This window comes from Cupriavidus sp. 05N40 (assembly GCF_056397305.1).
On sequence record NZ_JBFTND010000170.1, the window covers coordinates 1 to 16,488 of the forward strand.

Here is a 16,488-nt window from a genome sequence, read left to right on the forward strand (position 1 = left end):
GGCCTGGACTGGCAGGCGGTGGAAATCCCGCCGATCCTGCCCAAGCCCGATGTGGTGGCGCTCACCGGCGGTTACCGCCGCACGCCGATCCTGCAGGTCGGCGCCGACATCTATTGCGACTCCGCGCTGATCTGCGAGGTGATCGACGCCGCGGCGCCGGCGCCGGCGCCGGCGCTCTATCCCGCCGGGCAGGCGGCCGCGGCGCGCATCGCCGCGCACTGGCTCGACACGGCGCTGTTTACCGTCGCCGTCACCTACCTGTTCCAGCCGGCCGGCGCGCAAAGCATGCTTGGCCATCTCACGCCCGCGCAGATCCAGGCATTCACGGCGGACCGCAAGGCCATGCGCGGCGACGGCAACGGCCTGCGCATGCCGCTGTCCGAGGCCATCGCGCTGCTGCACGAGACCTTCGGCCGCCTCGAGCAGCAGTTCAAGGCAGGCGTGGCCCACGTGGCGGGGCCGGCGCTGTCGGTGGCGGACTTCTCGCTCTACCACAACGTCTGGTTTATCCGCCGCGCCAGCGAGCTGGCCAGGCTGCTCGACGCGTATCCGGCCGTGCAGGCCTGGTATGCCCGCATGCAGGCCTTCGGCCACGGCAAGGTGCGCGTGATCGACAGCGGCGCGGCGCTGGACGTGGCGCAGCATGCCGATCCCGTGGCGCAGCCCGGCAGCGTGTCCGCGGGCTCAGGCTTCGAGGCCGGCGAAGCGGTCACCGTGACACCGACCGACTACGCGCGCGATCCCGTGGCGGGCGTGCTGGTGGCGCTGGACGCGCAGCGTGCCGTGCTGCGGCGCCAGGACCCGCGCGCCGGCGCGGTCAACGTGCATTTCCCGCGGCAGGGTTACGAAGTCAGGCGGGCCGGCTAAGGCCGGCGGCGCACAGGGAAGGCATCGCAGCAATGCCAATACGACAACGTATCAACGAGAGGCAGACAACATGAAGCAATTCCAGGGCAAAGTGGCAGTGATCACTGGCGGCGCATCCGGTTTCGGCAAGGAGTTCGCCAGGATCGGTGCCGGGCTCGGCATGAAGCTGGTGCTGGCCGATGTGCAGGAGGACGTGCTGGACGCCACGGTCGCCGAGTTCAAGGCCCAGGGCGTGCAGGTGATCGGCGTGCGCGTGGATGTGTCGAAGGCCGAACAGGTGCAGGCGCTGGCCGATGCCGCGATGACCGCCTTCGGACAGGTCAACCTGCTGTTCAACAACGCGGGCGTGGGCGCGGGCGGCCTGATGTGGGAAAACTCCGAGCGCGACTGGGAGTGGGTGCTGGGCGTCAATCTCTATGGCGTCATCCACGGCGTGCGCATCTTCACGCCGCTGATGCTGGCCGCGGCAGAGAAGGATCCTTCGTTCGAAGGCCATATCGTCAATACCGCCTCGATGGCCGGGCTGCTCAGCCCGCCGGCGATGGGCGTGTACAACGTGTCCAAGCACGCGGTCGTCTCGTTGTCGGAATCGCTGTACCAGGACCTGAGCCTGGTCAGCGAGCAGGTCCATTGCTCGGTGCTGTGCCCGTATTTCGTGCCGACCGGCATCACCAAGTCGGGCCGCAACCGCCCGGCGGACCTGGCCAACGAGGGCCCGCTCACGCGCTCGCAGCTGGTCTCGCAGGCCATGTCGGACAAGGCGGTCAGCTCGGGCAAGGTGACGGCTGCGGAAGTGGCGCAGATCACCTTCGACGCGATCCGCGACAATGGCTTCTATATCTACTCGCATCCGCAGCAACTGGCTCCCGTGCAGCAGCGTTTCGAAGATATCATCAACCAGCGCAACCCCAGCGACCCGTTCAGCGACAAGCCAGAGGTGCGCGCGGGGCTGGTGGCGGCGCTGCGCGGGTAACCGGGGCGGCAACGCAGCGAGGCTATCCTTTGGAGCGCCGGCGGCGGGCATCCGCTTCCGGCGCGGCAGTCACAGACAATCGTCCATCGCGGCAAGGGAGGAATCCATGACCAAACCTGCAGTCATTCGTCACCTGCAGTTCGCCACCCTGCCCAACGGCACGCGCCTGCATTACGCCAGCGCGGGCGAGCGGGGCAAGCCGCTGGTGCTGTTCGTGCACGGCTTCCCGGAATTCTGGTTCGAGTGGGAAGCCCAGCTCGCCGAATTCGGCAAGACCCATTTCGCGGTGGCGCCGGACCTGCGCGGCTTCAACCTGTCCAGCAAGCCGGCCGAGGTGGAGGCTTACCGGCCACGCCACATCGTCGAGGACCTGGTGCAACTGGTCAACGCGCTGGGCTATTCGCGTTGCGTGGTGGTGGCGCATGACTGGGGCGGGGCGATCTGCTGGAACCTGGCCATCCAGTTCCCGCAACTGGTCGAGCGGCTGGTCATCATCAATTCGCCGCATCCCTATCTGTTCGCCAAGGCGCTGGTCGGCAATCCGGAGCAGCAGGCCGCATCGGCCTATATGAACTGGCTGCGCCAGCCGGGCTCGGAAGAGGCGCTGGCCGCGGACGGCTTCGCCAGGCTGGAGAGCTTCCTGCACGGGCAGGGCAAGCAGCCGGCGCCCTGGTTCAGCGGCGAAACCCGCGAAAAATACCACGCGGCCTGGTCGCAGCCGGGCGCGGCCGGATCGCACTCGCTGACCGGCGGCGTCAACTACTATCGCGCCTCGCCCATGCATCCGCCGGGCCCTGGCGAAACGCCGCCCGATATCTCCAAGCTGGATCCGGCCGCCTTCACGGTGCGGGTGCCCACGATGGTGATCTGGGGCGAGCGCGATACCGCGCTGCCCAAGAGCCTGCTGGACGGGCTCGAGCAGTTCGTGCCGGACATGCGGCTCGAACGTATCCCCGACGGCACCCACTGGGTGGTGCACGAGCAGCCAGAGCGCATCAACCTGCTGATCCGCAGCGCCTTGCCCTGAGCGCCGGGCGGCCGGGCCGGCCTGGCAGCGCTGGCCCGGCCGCAATGCCGGCCACTGTGCATGGGGCGGGGCGCCGCCGCCTGCTACAGTGGCCCGATTCGGACAGCGCCGGGTGCGCAGGGAAGGGCAAGATGAAAACCATCGGACTGATCGGCGGCATGAGCTGGGAGTCCTCGGCCGAGTACTACCGGCTGATCAACCAGGACATGAAACGGCGCCTCGGCGGCCACCACAACGCGCGCAGCGTCATGGTCACGGTCAGTTTCGAGCAGGTCAAGGCGCTCCAGCATGCCGAACGCTGGGACGAGCTTGCCGAGGGCATGCAGGAAGCTGCGCTGCAGGTACAGGCCGCCGGCGCGGATTTCGTGGTGCTCTGCACCAACACCATGCACCGCGTTGCACCCGCCATCGAAGCGGCCCTCGACATTCCCTTTCTCCACATCGTCGACCCCACCGCGCAAGCGCTGCGCGATGCCGGCATCATGCGTGTGGGCCTGCTCGGCACCGCCTTCACCATGGAACAGGACTTCTACCGCGGCCGCATGCTGGAGAAGCACGGCATCGAGGCGGTGGTACCCGGCCGGGAGGAGCGCGCGCTGGTGCACGGCATCATCTACGACGAGCTCTGCCACGGCGTGGTGCGCGAAGCCTCGCGCGAGGCGTACAAGCGCGTCATCGACGGCCTGCGCGCGCAGGGCGCTGGCGGCGTGATCCTCGGCTGTACCGAGATCGCGCTGCTGATCGGCCAGGACGACGTGCCGCTGCCGGTGTTCGACACCACCGCGCTGCATGCGCAGGCGGCGGTGAGCCGGGCGTTGGAGGGAGTGGTGGCTGCATAGCCGCCTGYGCGCGCATGGCCGCGCGCGCAGGGCGGCCGGCTTCAGCYCAGGCGCTGCCGGTAGAGCCTGTAGTTCTCATCATCGAAGCAGACAAAACTGACTTGCTCGATGCTGGGCGCAGAGGCCAGCGCCTTGCGCACCGCGTCGATGGCGATGTCGACGGCGCGCTCGCGCGGGAAGCCGTAGATGCCGGTGCTGATATTGGGAAAGGCGATGGTGCGCAGCTTGTGCTGGGCGGCCAGCGCCACGCTGGACTGGTAGGCACTGGCGAGGAGGGCATCCTCGTTGTTGTCGCCACCTTCCCAGACCGGGCCGACCGCGTGGATCACATAGGGCGCGGGCAACAGGCCGCCGGTGGTGATGACCGCCTGTCCGGTGGGACAGCCGCCCTTGGTTTCCCGGATGCCGCGGCAGGCAGCCATGATGGCTGGCCCGCCGGCGCCATGGATGGCGCCATCGACGCCTCCCCCGCCGAGCAGGCCACTGTTGGCGGCGTTGACGATGGCGTCAACCTCCATGCGGGTGATGTCTCCGTGCAAGACCTGCAGGTGTTCCCCTGTCATAACTTCTCTCCGTGCTGGTGGGATGAAGCTGAATGAACCTGGATGAAACTGGATCTTCACGGCGGTCCTGCACGCCTGGCTGGCCGGCCCGCCGCCCTACTTACATGGATTCCTCCAGCATACGCCGGTAGTCCGCCGCGCTGGCCTCTTTCGGGTTGGTCTTGTGGCAATGATCCAGCAGCGCGCCGGAGATCACCTTGTCGAACATGTCCTCGGTGACGCCCATCTGGCGCAGCCCGGTGGGCAGGCCGAGGCGGGCGGTCATGTCGTGCACGGCCCGGGCCAGGTCGGCGCCCTCGGGCAGGCCCATGGCGTGGCGCAGGCGGGCGTAGCGATTGTCGCGCACCACGCCGGGCGCGTCGGCGTTGAAGCGCAGCACCGCGGGCATCACCACGGCGTTGAGCGTGCCGTGGTGCAGGCCGGTCCTGCCGTCGATCTTGAGGCCGCCGAGCGGATGCGACAGCGAATGCACGCAGCCCAGTCCCTTCTGGAAGGCCATCGCGCCCTGCATCGAGGCGCTCATCATGTTCAGGCGCGCGTCGCGGTCCTGGCCGTCGCGCGTGGCGCGCTCGATATGCTTCCAGCCGCGTTCCAGGCCATCCAGCGCGATGCCGTCGGCGGGTGGGTTGAAGGCGGGGGCGAGGAAGGTCTCCACGCAATGCGCGATGGCGTCCATGCCGGTGGCCGCGGTCAGGCCCGCGGGCAGGCCCAGCGTGAGGCCGGGGTCGCAGATGGCGGATTTCGGCAACAGGTGCCAGGAGTGGAAGCCGAGCTTGCGCCCGTCTTCCAGGATGATGATGGCGCCACGCGCCACTTCGCTGCCGGTGCCGGAGGTGGTGGGCACGGCGATCAGCGGCGCGGCCTTCTCGGTGATCTTCGCGCTGCCGCCTTCGATGGTGGCGTAGGTGGTCAGCTCGCCGGGGTGAGTGGCCAGGATGGCGATGCCCTTGGCCAGGTCGATGGACGAGCCGCCGCCCACCGCCACCAGGCCGTCGCAGCCGCCTTCGCGGTAAAGGGCCGCGGCCTTCTTGACCATGGCTTCGGTCGGGTTGGAAGGCGTTTCGTCGAACACGGCATGGGGCAGGCCGCCCAGCGCATCGATGGCCTGTTGCGCCACGCCGGCGGCAACCACGCCCTTGTCGGTCACCAGCAGCGGGCGGCGGATGCCGATGCGCTCGCACTCTGCCTTGAGCTGGCCGATGGTGCCGAAGTCCAGGTGGATGTGGGTCAGGTAATAAATGAAGGCCATCTATGCTGTCTCCGTCGGTGAGGATGTCTTATTGTTTGACGATGGTCGATGATCGCGCAAAACGTGCCGGGCTGACCAGCCCCGGGGAAATTTCCATTGCTTTGCTGCCGAAACATCTGGAATCATACTAAAATCGAACGATCGTTCACAATTCGAACCCGGGCGGGTCGCATCGCCCGGATTCCGACCTCCGGCTCGCGCCGGAAGTCTGCCAACCCTGGACTGACCGCCTATGACCGCTGCTCCTGCCTCGCCAACCGGGTCCGCCCAGCTTGCGCCTGCCATGCCCGGCATGCCTTCGGCTGCGCTCGATCCGCAGGTGGCGGCGCTGCTGGAGCTGATCGGGCGAGTCAAGCGGCCCAGCATCCATGAGCTGGACCCGATCGACGCCAAGACCGCGTACGAGAAGAGCGCGCCCATCATGGATATCGCGCCGCTGCCGGTGCACAGCGTGGAAAACCTGACGGTGCCGGCGCGCGATGGCTATGAGATCCCCGCGCGCCTGTACGCGCCGCGCGCGGCCAGCTGGGCCGAGCCGCTGCCGCTGCTGCTGTACTTCCACGGCGGTGGCTTTACGGTTGGCAGCGTCAATTCGCACGACCCGCTGTGCCGCCTGCTTTGCGCGCACGGCGACTGCATGGTGCTGTCGGTGGACTACCGGCTCGGTCCGGTGTGGAAGTTTCCCTATGCGGCCAACGACGCGTTCGACGTCATGCAGTGGGTTTTCCACGAAGCCGCCCGCCTTGGCGCCGACCCCGCCCGCATCGCATTGGGCGGCGACAGCGCAGGCGGCACGCTTGCCGCGGCCTGCGCCGTGCACGCGCGCGACCTTGGCCTGGCGCCCGTGCTGCAGATGCTGGTCTACCCCGGCACCAGTGCGCGTCAGGACACGCCTTCGCACCGTGCGCTGGCCGAGGGTTACTTGCTGACCGGTCCGATGATCCAGTGGTTTTTCTCGCAGTACCTCGATAACGAGGCCAGCCGCGACGACTGGCGCTTCGCCCCGCTCGATGGCGGCGGCTGCGGCGCCGATGTGCAAGGCTGCTGCCCGGCCTGGATCGCCGTGGCCGGCTATGACCCGCTGCACGATGAAGGCGTGGCCTACGCGGCCAAGCTGCGTGCCGCGGGCGTGCCGGCGGTACTGGCCGACTACCCGGGCATGATCCATGATTTCTTCAAGCTGGGACGTTTCGTCCCGGCGGTGGCGGGCGCCCACGCGGATGCCGTCGCTGCCTTGCGTACCGCTTTCGGCCACGCTTGAGCAGGGCTGCCGCTGGCAGCCATCAGGACGCGGCCGCAAAACCCGATGGCCCGGCTTCACCCGCAGGGCCCCAGGCGTATCGCTTGAATCAGAAGTAGATGCAGAAGCAGAAGCAGAAGCAGAAGAAGCAATAGCAATAGCAACAGCAACAGTAGCAACCGTAGCAATAGGAGACAGAGACTCATGCAACGCCGCCAATTCCTCGCCCATGCGGGCGTGCTCGCCGCCACCGCGGCATCCCTGGGCCTGGCCAGCGCGCCCGCCCAGGCACAGGCGGACAAATTCCCGCAACGGCCGGTGCGCCTRATCATCGGCTATACCGCCGGCGGCTCGACCGACCTGCCGTTCCGCGTGCTGGCGGAAAACGCTTCCAAGATCCTCGGCCAGCCGGTGATCATCGAGAACAAGCCTGGCGCGGGTGGCGTGCTGCCGGCCCAGCTGATGCAATCGACCCAGCCGGACGGCTACACGCTGGCGCAGGTCGCCATGCCCGTCTACCGCCTGCCGTACACCACCAAGATCAACTGGGATCCGGTCAAGGACCTGAGCTACGTGATCAACCTGGCCGGCTATTCGTTCGGCCTGGTGGTACCGGTGGATTCGCCGATCAAGACGATGCAGGAATACATCGCTTACGCGCGCGCCAATCCGGGCAAGCTCACCTACGGCTCGCCGGGCTCGATGACCACGCTGCACCTGACCATGGAAGAACTCGCCATGAAGCAGAACGTGCAGTTCTCGCATATCCCGTACAAGGGCAACTCGGAATCGATGCAGGCCCTGCTGGGCGGCCACGTGATGTCGGTGGCCGATACCCCGGCCTGGGCGCCGTATGTGGAGTCCGGCAAGCTGCGCCTGCTGTCGACCTGGGGCGAGAAGCGCTCGGCGCGCTTCCCCAACGTACCGACGCTCAAGGAACTGGGCATCGGCATCGTGCAGACTTCGCCGTTCGGCATCGTGGCGCCCAAGGGCACCGACCCGGCTATCGTCAAGAAGCTGCATGACGCCTTCAAGAAGGCCATGGAGATGCCGAACTACCGCGAGTCGCTGGCCAAGTTCGACATGGAGCCGTACTACATGAACAGCGAGCAGTACGCCCGCTTCGCCGCCGAGACGGTGAAGAAGGAAAAGGCCATCATCGACAAGCTGGGCCTGAACAAGCCGCAATAATCGACGACTGGGGCGCTGCCGCGCCCGCAGCCTCACGGCGCCGGCCCGTCATGGGCCGGCGCCGCTTTACCATCCAGGCCCCGCTTTGGCCCAGGCCGCTGCGCGGCCGCCAGGAGACAAGCCGCATGGCCAAGGAACAATTCCGCCACAGCATGCCGCTGCGCGTGCGCTGGGCCGAGGTCGATCCGCAATCGATCGTCTTCAATGCCCACTACCTGACTTACTGCGATATCTGCGTGACCGAGTATTGGCGCGACGTGGGCATCCGTTATCCCGAGGACGTGCTGCACGCGCATGGCGTGGATATCTTCGTGGTCAAGTCGACGCTGGAGTACCACGCTTCGGCGCGCTTCGACGATGTGCTGGACATCCGCGGCCGGATTGCCCGCATGGGGCGCTCGAGCATGCTGTTCCGGGTGGAGATGTACAGGGGCGACGAGCACCTGATCACCGGCGAGATCGTCTATGTGTGCGCCGATCCCGAGAGCCGCAAGTCGACACCCGTCCCGGGCGCGGTGCGGGAGAAGATCCTGAGCTACGAGGTGGTGACGCCGGAGGGCTGAGCAGCGCCCGGCGCGGCTTCCGTGGCAAGGCGGCAAGGCAGCTTCGCGGCGCACCTGATGCCGCAAAGCTGATGCCGCGAAGCCGACTGTTTCACGGGGTCACGCCGCGATCCCGGCATCCTCCATATAGCCGCGGATCACCGACTCGAACCTGTCGTCGCCGACAAAGCCAAGCGCCAGCGCCCGCGCCGTATTCCAGGCCGCCGGCCAGGTGCCGACGATGTTCTCGATGCGCGCATCGCGCTCCCAGGTCACGCGGTCGGCGACGAAATCGCCGGCCACTTCCCGCAGCGCCGCCACCATCTGCCTGGGCGTGACCGACAGTCCGGGCAGGTTGACGGTACGGCGTTCGCCGAAGGCCTCGCCGTCGAGTTCCATGCCGCGCACGAGCGCCGCGATGGCGCCGCGCGGGGACAGCAGCCACAGCGGCGTATCCGGCGCGACGGGGCAGTTGGCGGCTTCGCCGGCGAGCGGCTCGCGGATGATGCCGCTGGCGAACGACGAGGCCGCGGCGTTGGGCTTGCCCGGACGCACGCTGATGGTGGGCAGGCGCAGCACGCGGCCGTCGACAAAGCCGCGCCGGCTGTAGTCGGACAGCAGCAGTTCGCCGATGGCCTTCTGCGCGCCGTAGGACGATTGCGGGTTGAGGGCGGTATCGTCCTGTACCACGGCGGGCAGGGTGCCGCCGTACACCGCGACCGAGCTGGTGAACACCACGCGCGGGCGGTGGCCGTGCTGCTGGTGCAGCGCGCGGCAGGTTTCCAGCAGCGCGCGGGCGGCATCCAGGTTGACGCGCATGCCGAGTTCGAAATCCGCCTCGGCCTGGCCGCTGACCACGGCCGCGAGGTGGAACACGGCGCCGGTGCGGGCGTCGATGGCCTGCGCCAGCACGGCGGAGTCCGACAGGTCGCCGGTGACCACGCGCACGCGCGCGTCGTCGAGCGGAGGCGGCGCGACCACGTCGAGCAGCGTCAGGCCTTCGATGGCGACGGGCTTGCCGCCGATGTCCAGGGAGCCGCGCTTGAGCAGCAGGCGGGCGAGCTGCAGGCCGAGAAAGCCCGCGCCGCCGGTGATCAGTACGTGCATCTTTGTCTTCCGGTTATGCCGCCGGGGGCGGCATGCGTTGCTTGATTTGCTTGATTTGCTTGACGCCTTGAAGCGTTCAGCCCTTGAGGTAGGGCTTGAGCCAGCCCAGCCCGGCCGAGGTGCCGGCGCGCGGGCGGTATTCGCAGCCGATCCAGCCGTCGTAGCCCAGGCTGTCGATCACCTCGAACAGGTAGGGATAGTTCAGCTCGCCCAGGTCCGGTTCGTGCCGCTCGGGCACGCCGGCGATCTGGATATGGCCGATGCCGGCGAAGTCGCGCTTGAGCTTGACGGCGAGGTCGCCTTCCACGATCTGGCAGTGATAGCAGTCGAACTGCACCTTCAGGTTGGCCGCGCCGACTTCGCGGCAGATGGCCTGGCCGTCGTCCTGGCGGCTGAGGAAATAGCCAGGCATGTCGCGCCCGTTGATCGGCTCGATCAGCACGGTCACGCCCTGCGCGGCGGCGGCGCGCGCGGCATACGCCAGGTTCTCCAGGTAGCAGGCGCGATGGCGCGCGAGGTCCGCGCCGGCGGGCACCAGCCCGGCCATCACGTGGATCTTGTCATTGCCGATCACGGCAGCGTATTGCAGCGCGCGGGCCACGGTCTCGCGGAACTCGGCCTCGCGCCCGGGCAGGGCGGCCATGCCGCGCTCGCCGGCGTTCCAGTCGCCCGGCGGCGCGTTGAACAGCGCCTGCGCCAGCCCGTTGGCATCCAGGCGCGCGCGGATCTCGGCGGCGGCGTGCTCGTACGGGAACAGGTACTCCACGGCCTTGAAGCCGTCCGCCGCGGCGGCGGCGAAGCGGTCCAGGAAGGCGTGCTCGGTGTACATCATCGAGAGGTTGGCGGCAAAGCGCGGCATGCGGTACTCCAGGAGAGATTGCGTTGTTGTCTCGTCGTGCTTGTCTTGGTGGCGAGCCTCAGCGGTTCACCAGCTTCGCCGGCGTCAGCCAGACCAGCGTGGCGCCGATCACCAGCATGGCCGACAGCACATACATGCTCGACTGCGTGCTGTGCGTGAGGTCGGTCAGGAAGCCCACCATGTAAGGTGCCACAAAGCCCGCCAGGTTGCCCACCGAATTGACCACCGCGATGCCGGAAGCGGCGGCCACGCCGGACAGGAAGGCGGTGGGCAGCGACCAGAACAACGGGGCGCAGGTCAGCACGCCGGCGGCGGCCAGGGACAGCGCGGCGATGGCCACCACCGTATTGTGGGTAAACGAGGCCGCGATCGCAAAGCCGACGGCGCCCATCAGCGAGGGCACGATCAGGTGCCAGCGGCGCTCGCGGCGGGCGTCGGCGCTGTGGCCGAGGACGTTCATCACCACGATGGCGCAGAGGAACGGAATCGCGCTGAGCAGGCCGATATTGAGGTTGCCCTGCACGCCGCTGGTCTTGACCAGCGTGGGCATCCAGAAGGTCAGTGCATATTGCCCGGTGACGAAGCAGAAGTAGATCAGGCACATCCACCACACGCGGCGGTCGGAGAACACGGCGCGCAGCGAGTGGCCCGTGCCCGAGGCATCGGCCTGGCGCGCGTCTTCCTCGATATTGCGCTTGAGCACGCGTCTTTCGTCGGCGTCCAGCCACGGCGCCTGGTCGATGCCGTTCTTGAGCACGAACACCGTGACCACGCCGATCAGCAGCGCGGGCAGGGCCTCCAGCAGGAACATCCATTGCCAGCCGCGCATGCCGCCGTAGTCGTGGAAGGCGTCCATGATGAAGCCCGACAGCGGATTGCCGAACATGCCGGCCACCGGAATGCCCGACATGAACAGCGCGATCATCTTGGCGCGCCTGTGCGCGGGATACCAGTAGGTCAGGTAGAGGATCACGCCCGGGTAGAAGCCCGCTTCGGCCAGGCCGAGCAGGAAGCGCATGATGTAGAAGGTGGTGGGCGTCTTGACGAACACGAACAGCGCCGAGATCAGGCCCCAGGTGATCATGATCCGCGCGATCCAGATGCGCGCGCCGAGCTTGTGCATCAGCAGGTTGCTGGGCACCTCGAAGAGAAAATAGCCGATGAAGAACAGGCCGGCGCCGAGGCCGAACACGGTCTCCGAGAAGGCCAGGTCCTGCGCCATCTGCAGCTTGGCGAAGCCTACGTTGACGCGGTCGAGATACGCGATCACGTAGCACAGCATGAGGAAGKGCATGATGTGCCAGAACACCTTGCTGTAGGCGCGCTTCTCGATGTCGTGGTCGAGCGCGCTGGCGGCGCCCTTGGGGGCGCCGGGCATGGCTGCCCGGGAGGCCTCGGTGGATGTGGTCATTGTCGTCTCCTGGTTGCGCGGGCCGTTGCGCGGCTCGCGGGCGAACGCTGTCCTTGCCGCGGCCCGGGCGTCAGCGGCGGGCGTGCGGTGCAGCGGTCCTGCTTGGTTTGTGATCGGTTCCTGCCGGCGCCCGGCCTGGCCGCGCGCCGTGCGGGCCTGGCGCTACCAGCGCGCCTTGAAGGTGTCGCGCAGCTCGGCCAGGGCGTGCTCGTCGAGCGGATCGGGCTTGTCCTTGAGCATCAGCCAGAGCCTGGCGGTTTCTTCGAGTTCCTCCAGCGCGAAAGCCGCGCGCGAAACCGTGGTTTCCCACACCACCGGCCCCAGCCGGGCCAGCAGCACGCCGCGCACTTCCGCGGCCAGCGCGGCGACGCGCGCGGCGACGGCCGGATCGCCCGGGCGGTGATACGGAATCAGCGGGATATGCCCGACTTTCATCACGTAGTAAGGCGTGATCGGCGGCAGCACGTCGTCCGGCTGCCAGGCGCCCGCCAGGCTCAGCGCCACCAGGTGGGTGGAATGCGTGTGGACCACGCCGTTGGCCTGCGGGTTGTTGTCGTAGATGGCACGGTGCAGGGTCAGCGTCTTGGAGGGCTTGTCGCCCGCCACCCAGGCCCCGGCGCTGTCCACCTTGGCGATGGCGGCCGGGTCCAGCATGCCGAGGCAGGCGTCGGTCGGCGTGATCAGCCAGCCGTCGTCGAGCCGGGCGCTGATATTGCCGGCGCTGCCCACCGTGTAGCCGCGCTGGTAGAGGCTTGCGCCGATGCGGCAGATCTCCTCGCGCAGGCCGGCTTCCTTGCTCATGCCTGGCCTCCCAGCTGGCGCAGCGCTTCGTCGAAGAAATCCACGCCGCCGAAGTTGCCGGACTTGAGCGCCAGCGCCAGCGGCTGCGCTTCGAGCGTGACGGTGGCCGGCACGCCCGGCGCGATCTGCGCGCCGATGCGCAACGCCTGCACGCCGAGTGCCTGCACCACGGCGCCGGAGGTCTCGCCTCCCGCCACCACGAAGCGGCGCGTGCCGCGCGCCTTCGCCTGCGCGGCGATGGCGGCCAGGGCCTGCTCGACCAGGTGTCCGGCACGTTCCACGCCCAGCGCCGCCTGCGCGGCCTTGACCTGTTCGGGCGTGGTGGTGGCGTAGACCAGTACCGGCTCGCGGTGGGCGGCGATCAGTGCCAGCGCCTCGTCGACCAGCGGCGCGCCTTCGGCCAGCGCCAGCGGATCGAGGCGCAGGGCGGGGCGGTTCTGCGCCAGCCACTGCGCCACCTGGCCGTTGGTCGCCTTCGACGCGCTGCCGGCCAGCACCAGGGCCGGGCCGTCGACCGGCGCGACCTGGTCGGCGTCGGCGCGTTCGGGCAACAGGCCGGCGCGGCGGAAGTTGGCCGGCAGCCCGAGCGCCAGGCCGGAGCCGCCGGTGAGCAGCGGCAGCCCGGCACAGGCCTCGCCAAGCGTATGCAGGTCGGCATCGCTGAGCGCATCGGCGATGGCCATGCGCACGCCATCGCCGCGCAGCGCGGCGATGGCTTGCCCGGTGGCGTCGCTGCCGCGCGCCACGGTGTCGTAGCGCAGCAGGCCCACCTTGCCCTCGCTCTGGCGCTGCAGCACGCGCACCAGGCTGGCGTCGTGCATCGGCGTGAGCGGGTGGTTTTCCATGCCGGATTCATTGAGCAGCGCGTCGCCCACGAACAGGTGGCCGCGGAAGATGGTGCGGCCGTTTTCCGGGAAGGCCGGGCAGGCGATGGTGAAATCGCTGCCCAGCGCGGCCAGCAGCGCCTGCGCCACCGGGCCGATATTGCCCGCGTCGGTGGAGTCGAAGGTGGAGCAGTACTTGAAGAAGAACTGGCGGCAGCCCTGGGCCTGCAGCCAGCGCAGCGCGTCCAGCGATTGCGCGACGGCGTCGGCGGCGGGAATGGTGCGCGACTTCAGTGCCACCACCAGCGCGTCGGCCTGTTCCACGCCGGGCAGCGTGGCGCCGCCGGCGGGCACGCCGATGGTCTGCACGGTACGCATGCCATTGCGCACCAGCGTGTTGGCGAGGTCGGTGGCGCCGGTGAAATCGTCGGCGATGCAGCCGAGCAGGGCGCGCGGCGGATTGGGCGTGGTCATCTCGTTTGTCTCGTTCGCTCTTGCATGGCGTCTCGCGCGGGCTTTCGTCTGGCCGCGCGCGGACCTGTCTGGCCTGGCCTTAGATGGCCTCAGCTGGCCTCAGTTGGCCTCAGCTGGCCTCAGCTGGCTTTGGCCGGCGGCAGCTCGATGCCGGGGAACACCTTGATCACGGCGGAATCGTCTTCGCCGCCATGCCCGGCACTGGAGGCCATCATGAACATCTGGTGCGCCGCGGCCGACAGCGGCAGCGGGAATTTGCTGGCGCGCGCGGTGTCGAGCACGAGGCCGAGATCCTTGACGAAGATGTCTACCGCCGACAGCGGCGTGTAGTCGCCGGCCAGGATGTGCGGCACGCGGTTCTCGAACATCCACGAGTTGCCCGCGCTGTTGGTGATGACTTCGTACAGGGCGTCGGCGTCCACGCCTTCGCGCAGGCCCAGCGCCATGGCCTCGGCGGCCGCGGCGATATGCACGCCGGCCAGCAACTGGTTGATGATCTTGACCTTGGACCCCGCGCCGTGCGCGTTGCCCAGGCGGTAGACCTTGCCGGCCATGGCGGCCAGCACGTCTTCGGCGAGCGCGTAGGCTTCGGCGGGGCCGGAGGTCATCATGGTCATCTCGCCGCTGGCGGCACGGGCGGCGCCGCCGGAGACCGGCGCGTCCAGCAGCAGGATGCCGGCCTCGCCCAGGCGCTTGCCCAGTGCTTCGGCAAAGCTCGGCGGCACGGTGGCGCTGGCGATCACCAGCGTGCCGGGGCGCATCGCGCCCGCCGCGCCGTTCTCGCCGAACAGCACGGCTTCGGTCTGCGCGGCGTTGACCACCAGCGTCACCACCACATCGCACTGGCGGCCGAGCTCAAGCGGGCTCGCGCAGGGCGTGCCACCGGCGTCGGCAAAGCGCTGCAGCACTTCGGGCCGCAGGTCGCAGGCGTGCACCTTGAAGCCGGCGCGCAGCAGGCTATGCGCCACGCCATTGCCCATCGCGCCAAGGCCGATGACGCCAATCGATTTACTCATGAGGGAACTCCTGCGAAAAGGGCGGCGGTCAGTTGGACGGACCACGCGGGGCGGCACCACCGAGGTCGGCCCCGGTGTCCGGCTGGCTGCCTTGCGACAGGCGCCGGGCCGCGTTGTACATATGGGTCTGGGCCGCGTTGCGGGCGGCCAGCGCGTCGCCGGCGCGGATTGCCGCGACGATGGACTGGTGCTCCTCGCGCACCTGCCGCGAGAAGTCCGCGCGGCGTGCTTCGTTGGTCCGGGTCACGCGCGTGGCGGTTTCCAGGTACTGGCTGAGGAAGGCCAGCGTCTTGAGGAAATAAGGGTTGCCGGTGGCCTCGGCAATGGCGCGGTGGAAGGCCACGTCCGCAGCCACGCCGTCGCCGCCGGCGGCTTCCTCGGCATCGATGCGTGCCAGCGCGGCGTCGATGGACATCATGCTGGCATCGGTGCGGCCGCGCGCGGCCTGCGCCGCTACCTCGGCCTCGATCGCGCGCCGCAGCTCGACGATCTGCAGCACGGATTCCAGCGTGTCGATGTCGGTGTAGTCGATGCGCAGGGGCTGGATGCCCGCCTGCTCGGTGACGAATACGCCGCTGCCCTGGCGCGATTCCACCACGCCTTCGTGGCGCAGCCGGGCAATGGCCTCGCGGATCACGGTGCGGCTGACGCCGAATTCCTCGGACAACACGGCCTCGGTAGGCAGCTTGTCGCCGCGCGCGAACGCACCGCCATTGATCTTCTCGAGCAACTGCTCGGCAACGGTATCGGTCAGGGCGCGGGCCGGGACTTTCTGGAACACGGCGGTCTCAAGTGATTAGGTAATATGGTCATCATACAAATTTAGACGCGGAAATGCCGATCGGGAATTACCCCTAGCGCGGCTGCGTGACGGGCGCGCCGGGTGCGCCGAAATGGCCGCGCGGCGGCCGCGCCAGCCGTYTGCGCGCGTGGGTAGTATCATGACGGCCGCCCGGGCAGGCCTGCCTGCCGCCGGCCTCTCACCTTTGCTGCAGCAGATACACCATGACCACTTCCATCCGCCTCGCTCCCTGGTCCGAAGTGCGCGAAACCGCGCGCGCCATCCGTTACGCCGTGTTCGTCGAAGAGCAGGGCGTGCCGGTGGAACTCGAGTGGGATGAATGGGACGACGTGAGCTGGCATGCGCTGGCGCTGGCCGGGGACGGCAGTGCCCTGGCCACCGGCCGGCTGCTGCCCGATGGCCATATCGGGCGCATGGCCGTGCTCAAGGCGGCGCGCGGCACCGGCGTTGGCGCCAAGGTGCTGGAGGCGCTGATGGCCAAGGCTGTCGAGCTTGGCTATCCCGAACTGGTGCTCAGCGCCCAGAGCCACGCGGCGCCGTTCTATGCGCGCGTGGGCTTCGAGCAGGTCGGGGAGCCGTTCGACGAAGTCGGCATTCCCCACGTGGAGATGCGCAAGTCGCTGCGCTGAGCGGCGTTACGCGCGCGGGAAGAGCGGCCGGGCGAGCAGCGCGCAGGCGCTCGCCGCCAGCCAGACACCAGGCC

At 68.5% G+C, this 16,488-nt stretch carries 17 protein-coding genes; 8 read left to right on the forward strand and 9 right to left on the reverse strand.

Annotated features, from left to right (window positions below):
• The 4 genes from AC1DO7_RS30170 to AC1DO7_RS30185 all read left to right on the forward strand — a co-directional run.
• Positions 1-867 (forward strand): glutathione S-transferase C-terminal domain-containing protein (locus AC1DO7_RS30170; RefSeq protein ID WP_477116915.1); only part of this gene is annotated, 867 nt, incomplete at its 5' end.
• Between the two features lie 70 nt (positions 868-937).
• A complete protein-coding gene (locus tag AC1DO7_RS30175) occupies positions 938-1,840 on the forward strand; it encodes an SDR family oxidoreductase (RefSeq protein ID WP_441615502.1) in 903 nt (300 codons plus the stop codon).
• 106 nt (positions 1,841-1,946) lie between these two features.
• Complete coding sequence (locus AC1DO7_RS30180) at positions 1,947-2,867, forward strand: alpha/beta fold hydrolase (RefSeq protein WP_441615504.1); 921 nt, start codon at positions 1,947-1,949, stop codon at positions 2,865-2,867.
• A 131-nt stretch (positions 2,868-2,998) separates the two neighbouring features.
• The gene (locus AC1DO7_RS30185) at positions 2,999-3,706 is read left to right on the forward strand and encodes an aspartate/glutamate racemase family protein (RefSeq protein ID WP_441615506.1); all 708 of its coding nucleotides are present in this window, start codon (positions 2,999-3,001) and stop codon (positions 3,704-3,706) included.
• A gap of 41 nt (positions 3,707-3,747) precedes the next feature.
• Here the strand turns inward: AC1DO7_RS30185 and AC1DO7_RS30190 are convergent, their stop codons facing one another.
• Positions 3,748-4,269: an O-acetyl-ADP-ribose deacetylase gene (locus AC1DO7_RS30190; RefSeq protein ID WP_477116916.1), complete on the reverse strand. Its 522-nt coding sequence runs from the start codon at positions 4,267-4,269 to the stop codon at positions 3,748-3,750.
• Positions 4,270-4,369: 100 nt separating this feature from the next.
• Positions 4,370-5,518 (reverse strand): iron-containing alcohol dehydrogenase, encoded by a 1,149-nt coding sequence (locus AC1DO7_RS30195; RefSeq protein ID WP_441615510.1) that lies wholly within the window; start codon positions 5,516-5,518, stop codon positions 4,370-4,372.
• 232 nt (positions 5,519-5,750) lie between these two features.
• Between AC1DO7_RS30195 and AC1DO7_RS30200 the strand changes: the two genes are divergently transcribed.
• The 3 genes from AC1DO7_RS30200 to AC1DO7_RS30210 all read left to right on the forward strand — a co-directional run bounded on the left by AC1DO7_RS30200 (position 5,751) and on the right by AC1DO7_RS30210 (position 8,512).
• Positions 5,751-6,779, forward strand: coding sequence for an alpha/beta hydrolase (locus tag AC1DO7_RS30200; protein ID WP_441615511.1), 1,029 nt, complete (start codon positions 5,751-5,753; stop codon positions 6,777-6,779).
• Positions 6,780-6,962: 183 nt separating this feature from the next.
• The gene (locus AC1DO7_RS30205; RefSeq protein WP_441615513.1) at positions 6,963-7,949 is read left to right on the forward strand and encodes a tripartite tricarboxylate transporter substrate binding protein; all 987 of its coding nucleotides are present in this window, start codon (positions 6,963-6,965) and stop codon (positions 7,947-7,949) included.
• Positions 7,950-8,074: 125 nt separating this feature from the next.
• Positions 8,075-8,512 carry a YbgC/FadM family acyl-CoA thioesterase gene (locus tag AC1DO7_RS30210; RefSeq protein WP_441615515.1) on the forward strand — a complete coding sequence of 146 codons (438 nt, stop codon included), beginning with the start codon at positions 8,075-8,077 and terminating at the stop codon, positions 8,510-8,512.
• 99 nt (positions 8,513-8,611) lie between these two features.
• On the opposite strand, the gene denD is transcribed toward AC1DO7_RS30210, so the two are convergent.
• The 7 genes from denD to AC1DO7_RS30245 form a co-directional block, all read right to left on the reverse strand.
• Positions 8,612-9,598: a D-erythronate dehydrogenase gene (gene denD, locus AC1DO7_RS30215; protein WP_441615517.1), complete on the reverse strand. Its 987-nt coding sequence runs from the start codon at positions 9,596-9,598 to the stop codon at positions 8,612-8,614.
• A 76-nt stretch (positions 9,599-9,674) separates the two neighbouring features.
• The gene (gene otnI, locus AC1DO7_RS30220) at positions 9,675-10,457 is read right to left on the reverse strand and encodes a 2-oxo-tetronate isomerase (protein ID WP_441615519.1); all 783 of its coding nucleotides are present in this window, start codon (positions 10,455-10,457) and stop codon (positions 9,675-9,677) included.
• 58 nt (positions 10,458-10,515) lie between these two features.
• Positions 10,516-11,868, reverse strand: coding sequence for an MFS transporter (locus AC1DO7_RS30225; RefSeq protein ID WP_477116917.1), 1,353 nt, complete (start codon positions 11,866-11,868; stop codon positions 10,516-10,518).
• A 162-nt stretch (positions 11,869-12,030) separates the two neighbouring features.
• On the reverse strand, positions 12,031-12,669 hold the full coding sequence (otnC, locus tag AC1DO7_RS30230) for a 3-oxo-tetronate 4-phosphate decarboxylase (RefSeq protein WP_441615523.1): 639 nt from the start codon (positions 12,667-12,669) through the stop codon (positions 12,031-12,033).
• On the reverse strand, positions 12,666-13,967 hold the full coding sequence (otnK, locus tag AC1DO7_RS30235; RefSeq protein WP_441615525.1) for a 3-oxo-tetronate kinase: 1,302 nt from the start codon (positions 13,965-13,967) through the stop codon (positions 12,666-12,668). The genes otnC and otnK overlap by 4 nt, the downstream gene beginning before the upstream one ends.
• Before the next feature lie 119 nt (positions 13,968-14,086).
• Positions 14,087-15,028 (reverse strand): L-threonate dehydrogenase, encoded by a 942-nt coding sequence (gene ltnD / locus AC1DO7_RS30240; protein ID WP_441615527.1) that lies wholly within the window; start codon positions 15,026-15,028, stop codon positions 14,087-14,089.
• The gene (locus tag AC1DO7_RS30245) at positions 15,012-15,764 is read right to left on the reverse strand and encodes a FadR/GntR family transcriptional regulator (RefSeq protein WP_441615529.1); all 753 of its coding nucleotides are present in this window, start codon (positions 15,762-15,764) and stop codon (positions 15,012-15,014) included. The genes ltnD and AC1DO7_RS30245 overlap by 17 nt, the downstream gene beginning before the upstream one ends.
• A 224-nt stretch (positions 15,765-15,988) precedes the next feature.
• Between AC1DO7_RS30245 and AC1DO7_RS30250 the strand changes: the two genes are divergently transcribed.
• Positions 15,989-16,414, forward strand: a complete 426-nt coding sequence (locus tag AC1DO7_RS30250) for a GNAT family N-acetyltransferase (protein ID WP_441615531.1) — start codon at positions 15,989-15,991, stop codon at positions 16,412-16,414.
• Positions 16,415-16,488 lie beyond the last annotated feature (74 nt).

Excerpts from the sequence above, each read along its gene's own strand:
- AC1DO7_RS30175 (WP_441615502.1), top strand. The coding sequence starts at position 938 with ATGAAGCAATTCCAGGGCAAAGTGGCAGTGATCACTGGCGGCGCATCC.
- AC1DO7_RS30180 (WP_441615504.1), top strand. The coding sequence starts at position 1,947 with ATGACCAAACCTGCAGTCATTCGTCACCTGCAGTTCGCCACCCTGCCC.
- AC1DO7_RS30185 (WP_441615506.1), top strand. The coding sequence starts at position 2,999 with ATGAAAACCATCGGACTGATCGGCGGCATGAGCTGGGAGTCCTCGGCC.
- AC1DO7_RS30195 (WP_441615510.1), bottom strand. The coding sequence starts at position 5,518 with ATGGCCTTCATTTATTACCTGACCCACATCCACCTGGACTTCGGCACC.
- AC1DO7_RS30200 (WP_441615511.1), top strand. The coding sequence starts at position 5,751 with ATGACCGCTGCTCCTGCCTCGCCAACCGGGTCCGCCCAGCTTGCGCCT.
- AC1DO7_RS30210 (WP_441615515.1), top strand. The coding sequence starts at position 8,075 with ATGGCCAAGGAACAATTCCGCCACAGCATGCCGCTGCGCGTGCGCTGG.
- denD (WP_441615517.1), bottom strand. The coding sequence starts at position 9,598 with ATGCACGTACTGATCACCGGCGGCGCGGGCTTTCTCGGCCTGCAGCTC.
- otnI (WP_441615519.1), bottom strand. The coding sequence starts at position 10,457 with ATGCCGCGCTTTGCCGCCAACCTCTCGATGATGTACACCGAGCACGCC.
- otnC (WP_441615523.1), bottom strand. The coding sequence starts at position 12,669 with ATGAGCAAGGAAGCCGGCCTGCGCGAGGAGATCTGCCGCATCGGCGCA.
- otnK (WP_441615525.1), bottom strand. The coding sequence starts at position 13,967 with ATGACCACGCCCAATCCGCCGCGCGCCCTGCTCGGCTGCATCGCCGAC.
- AC1DO7_RS30250 (WP_441615531.1), top strand. The coding sequence starts at position 15,989 with ATGACCACTTCCATCCGCCTCGCTCCCTGGTCCGAAGTGCGCGAAACC.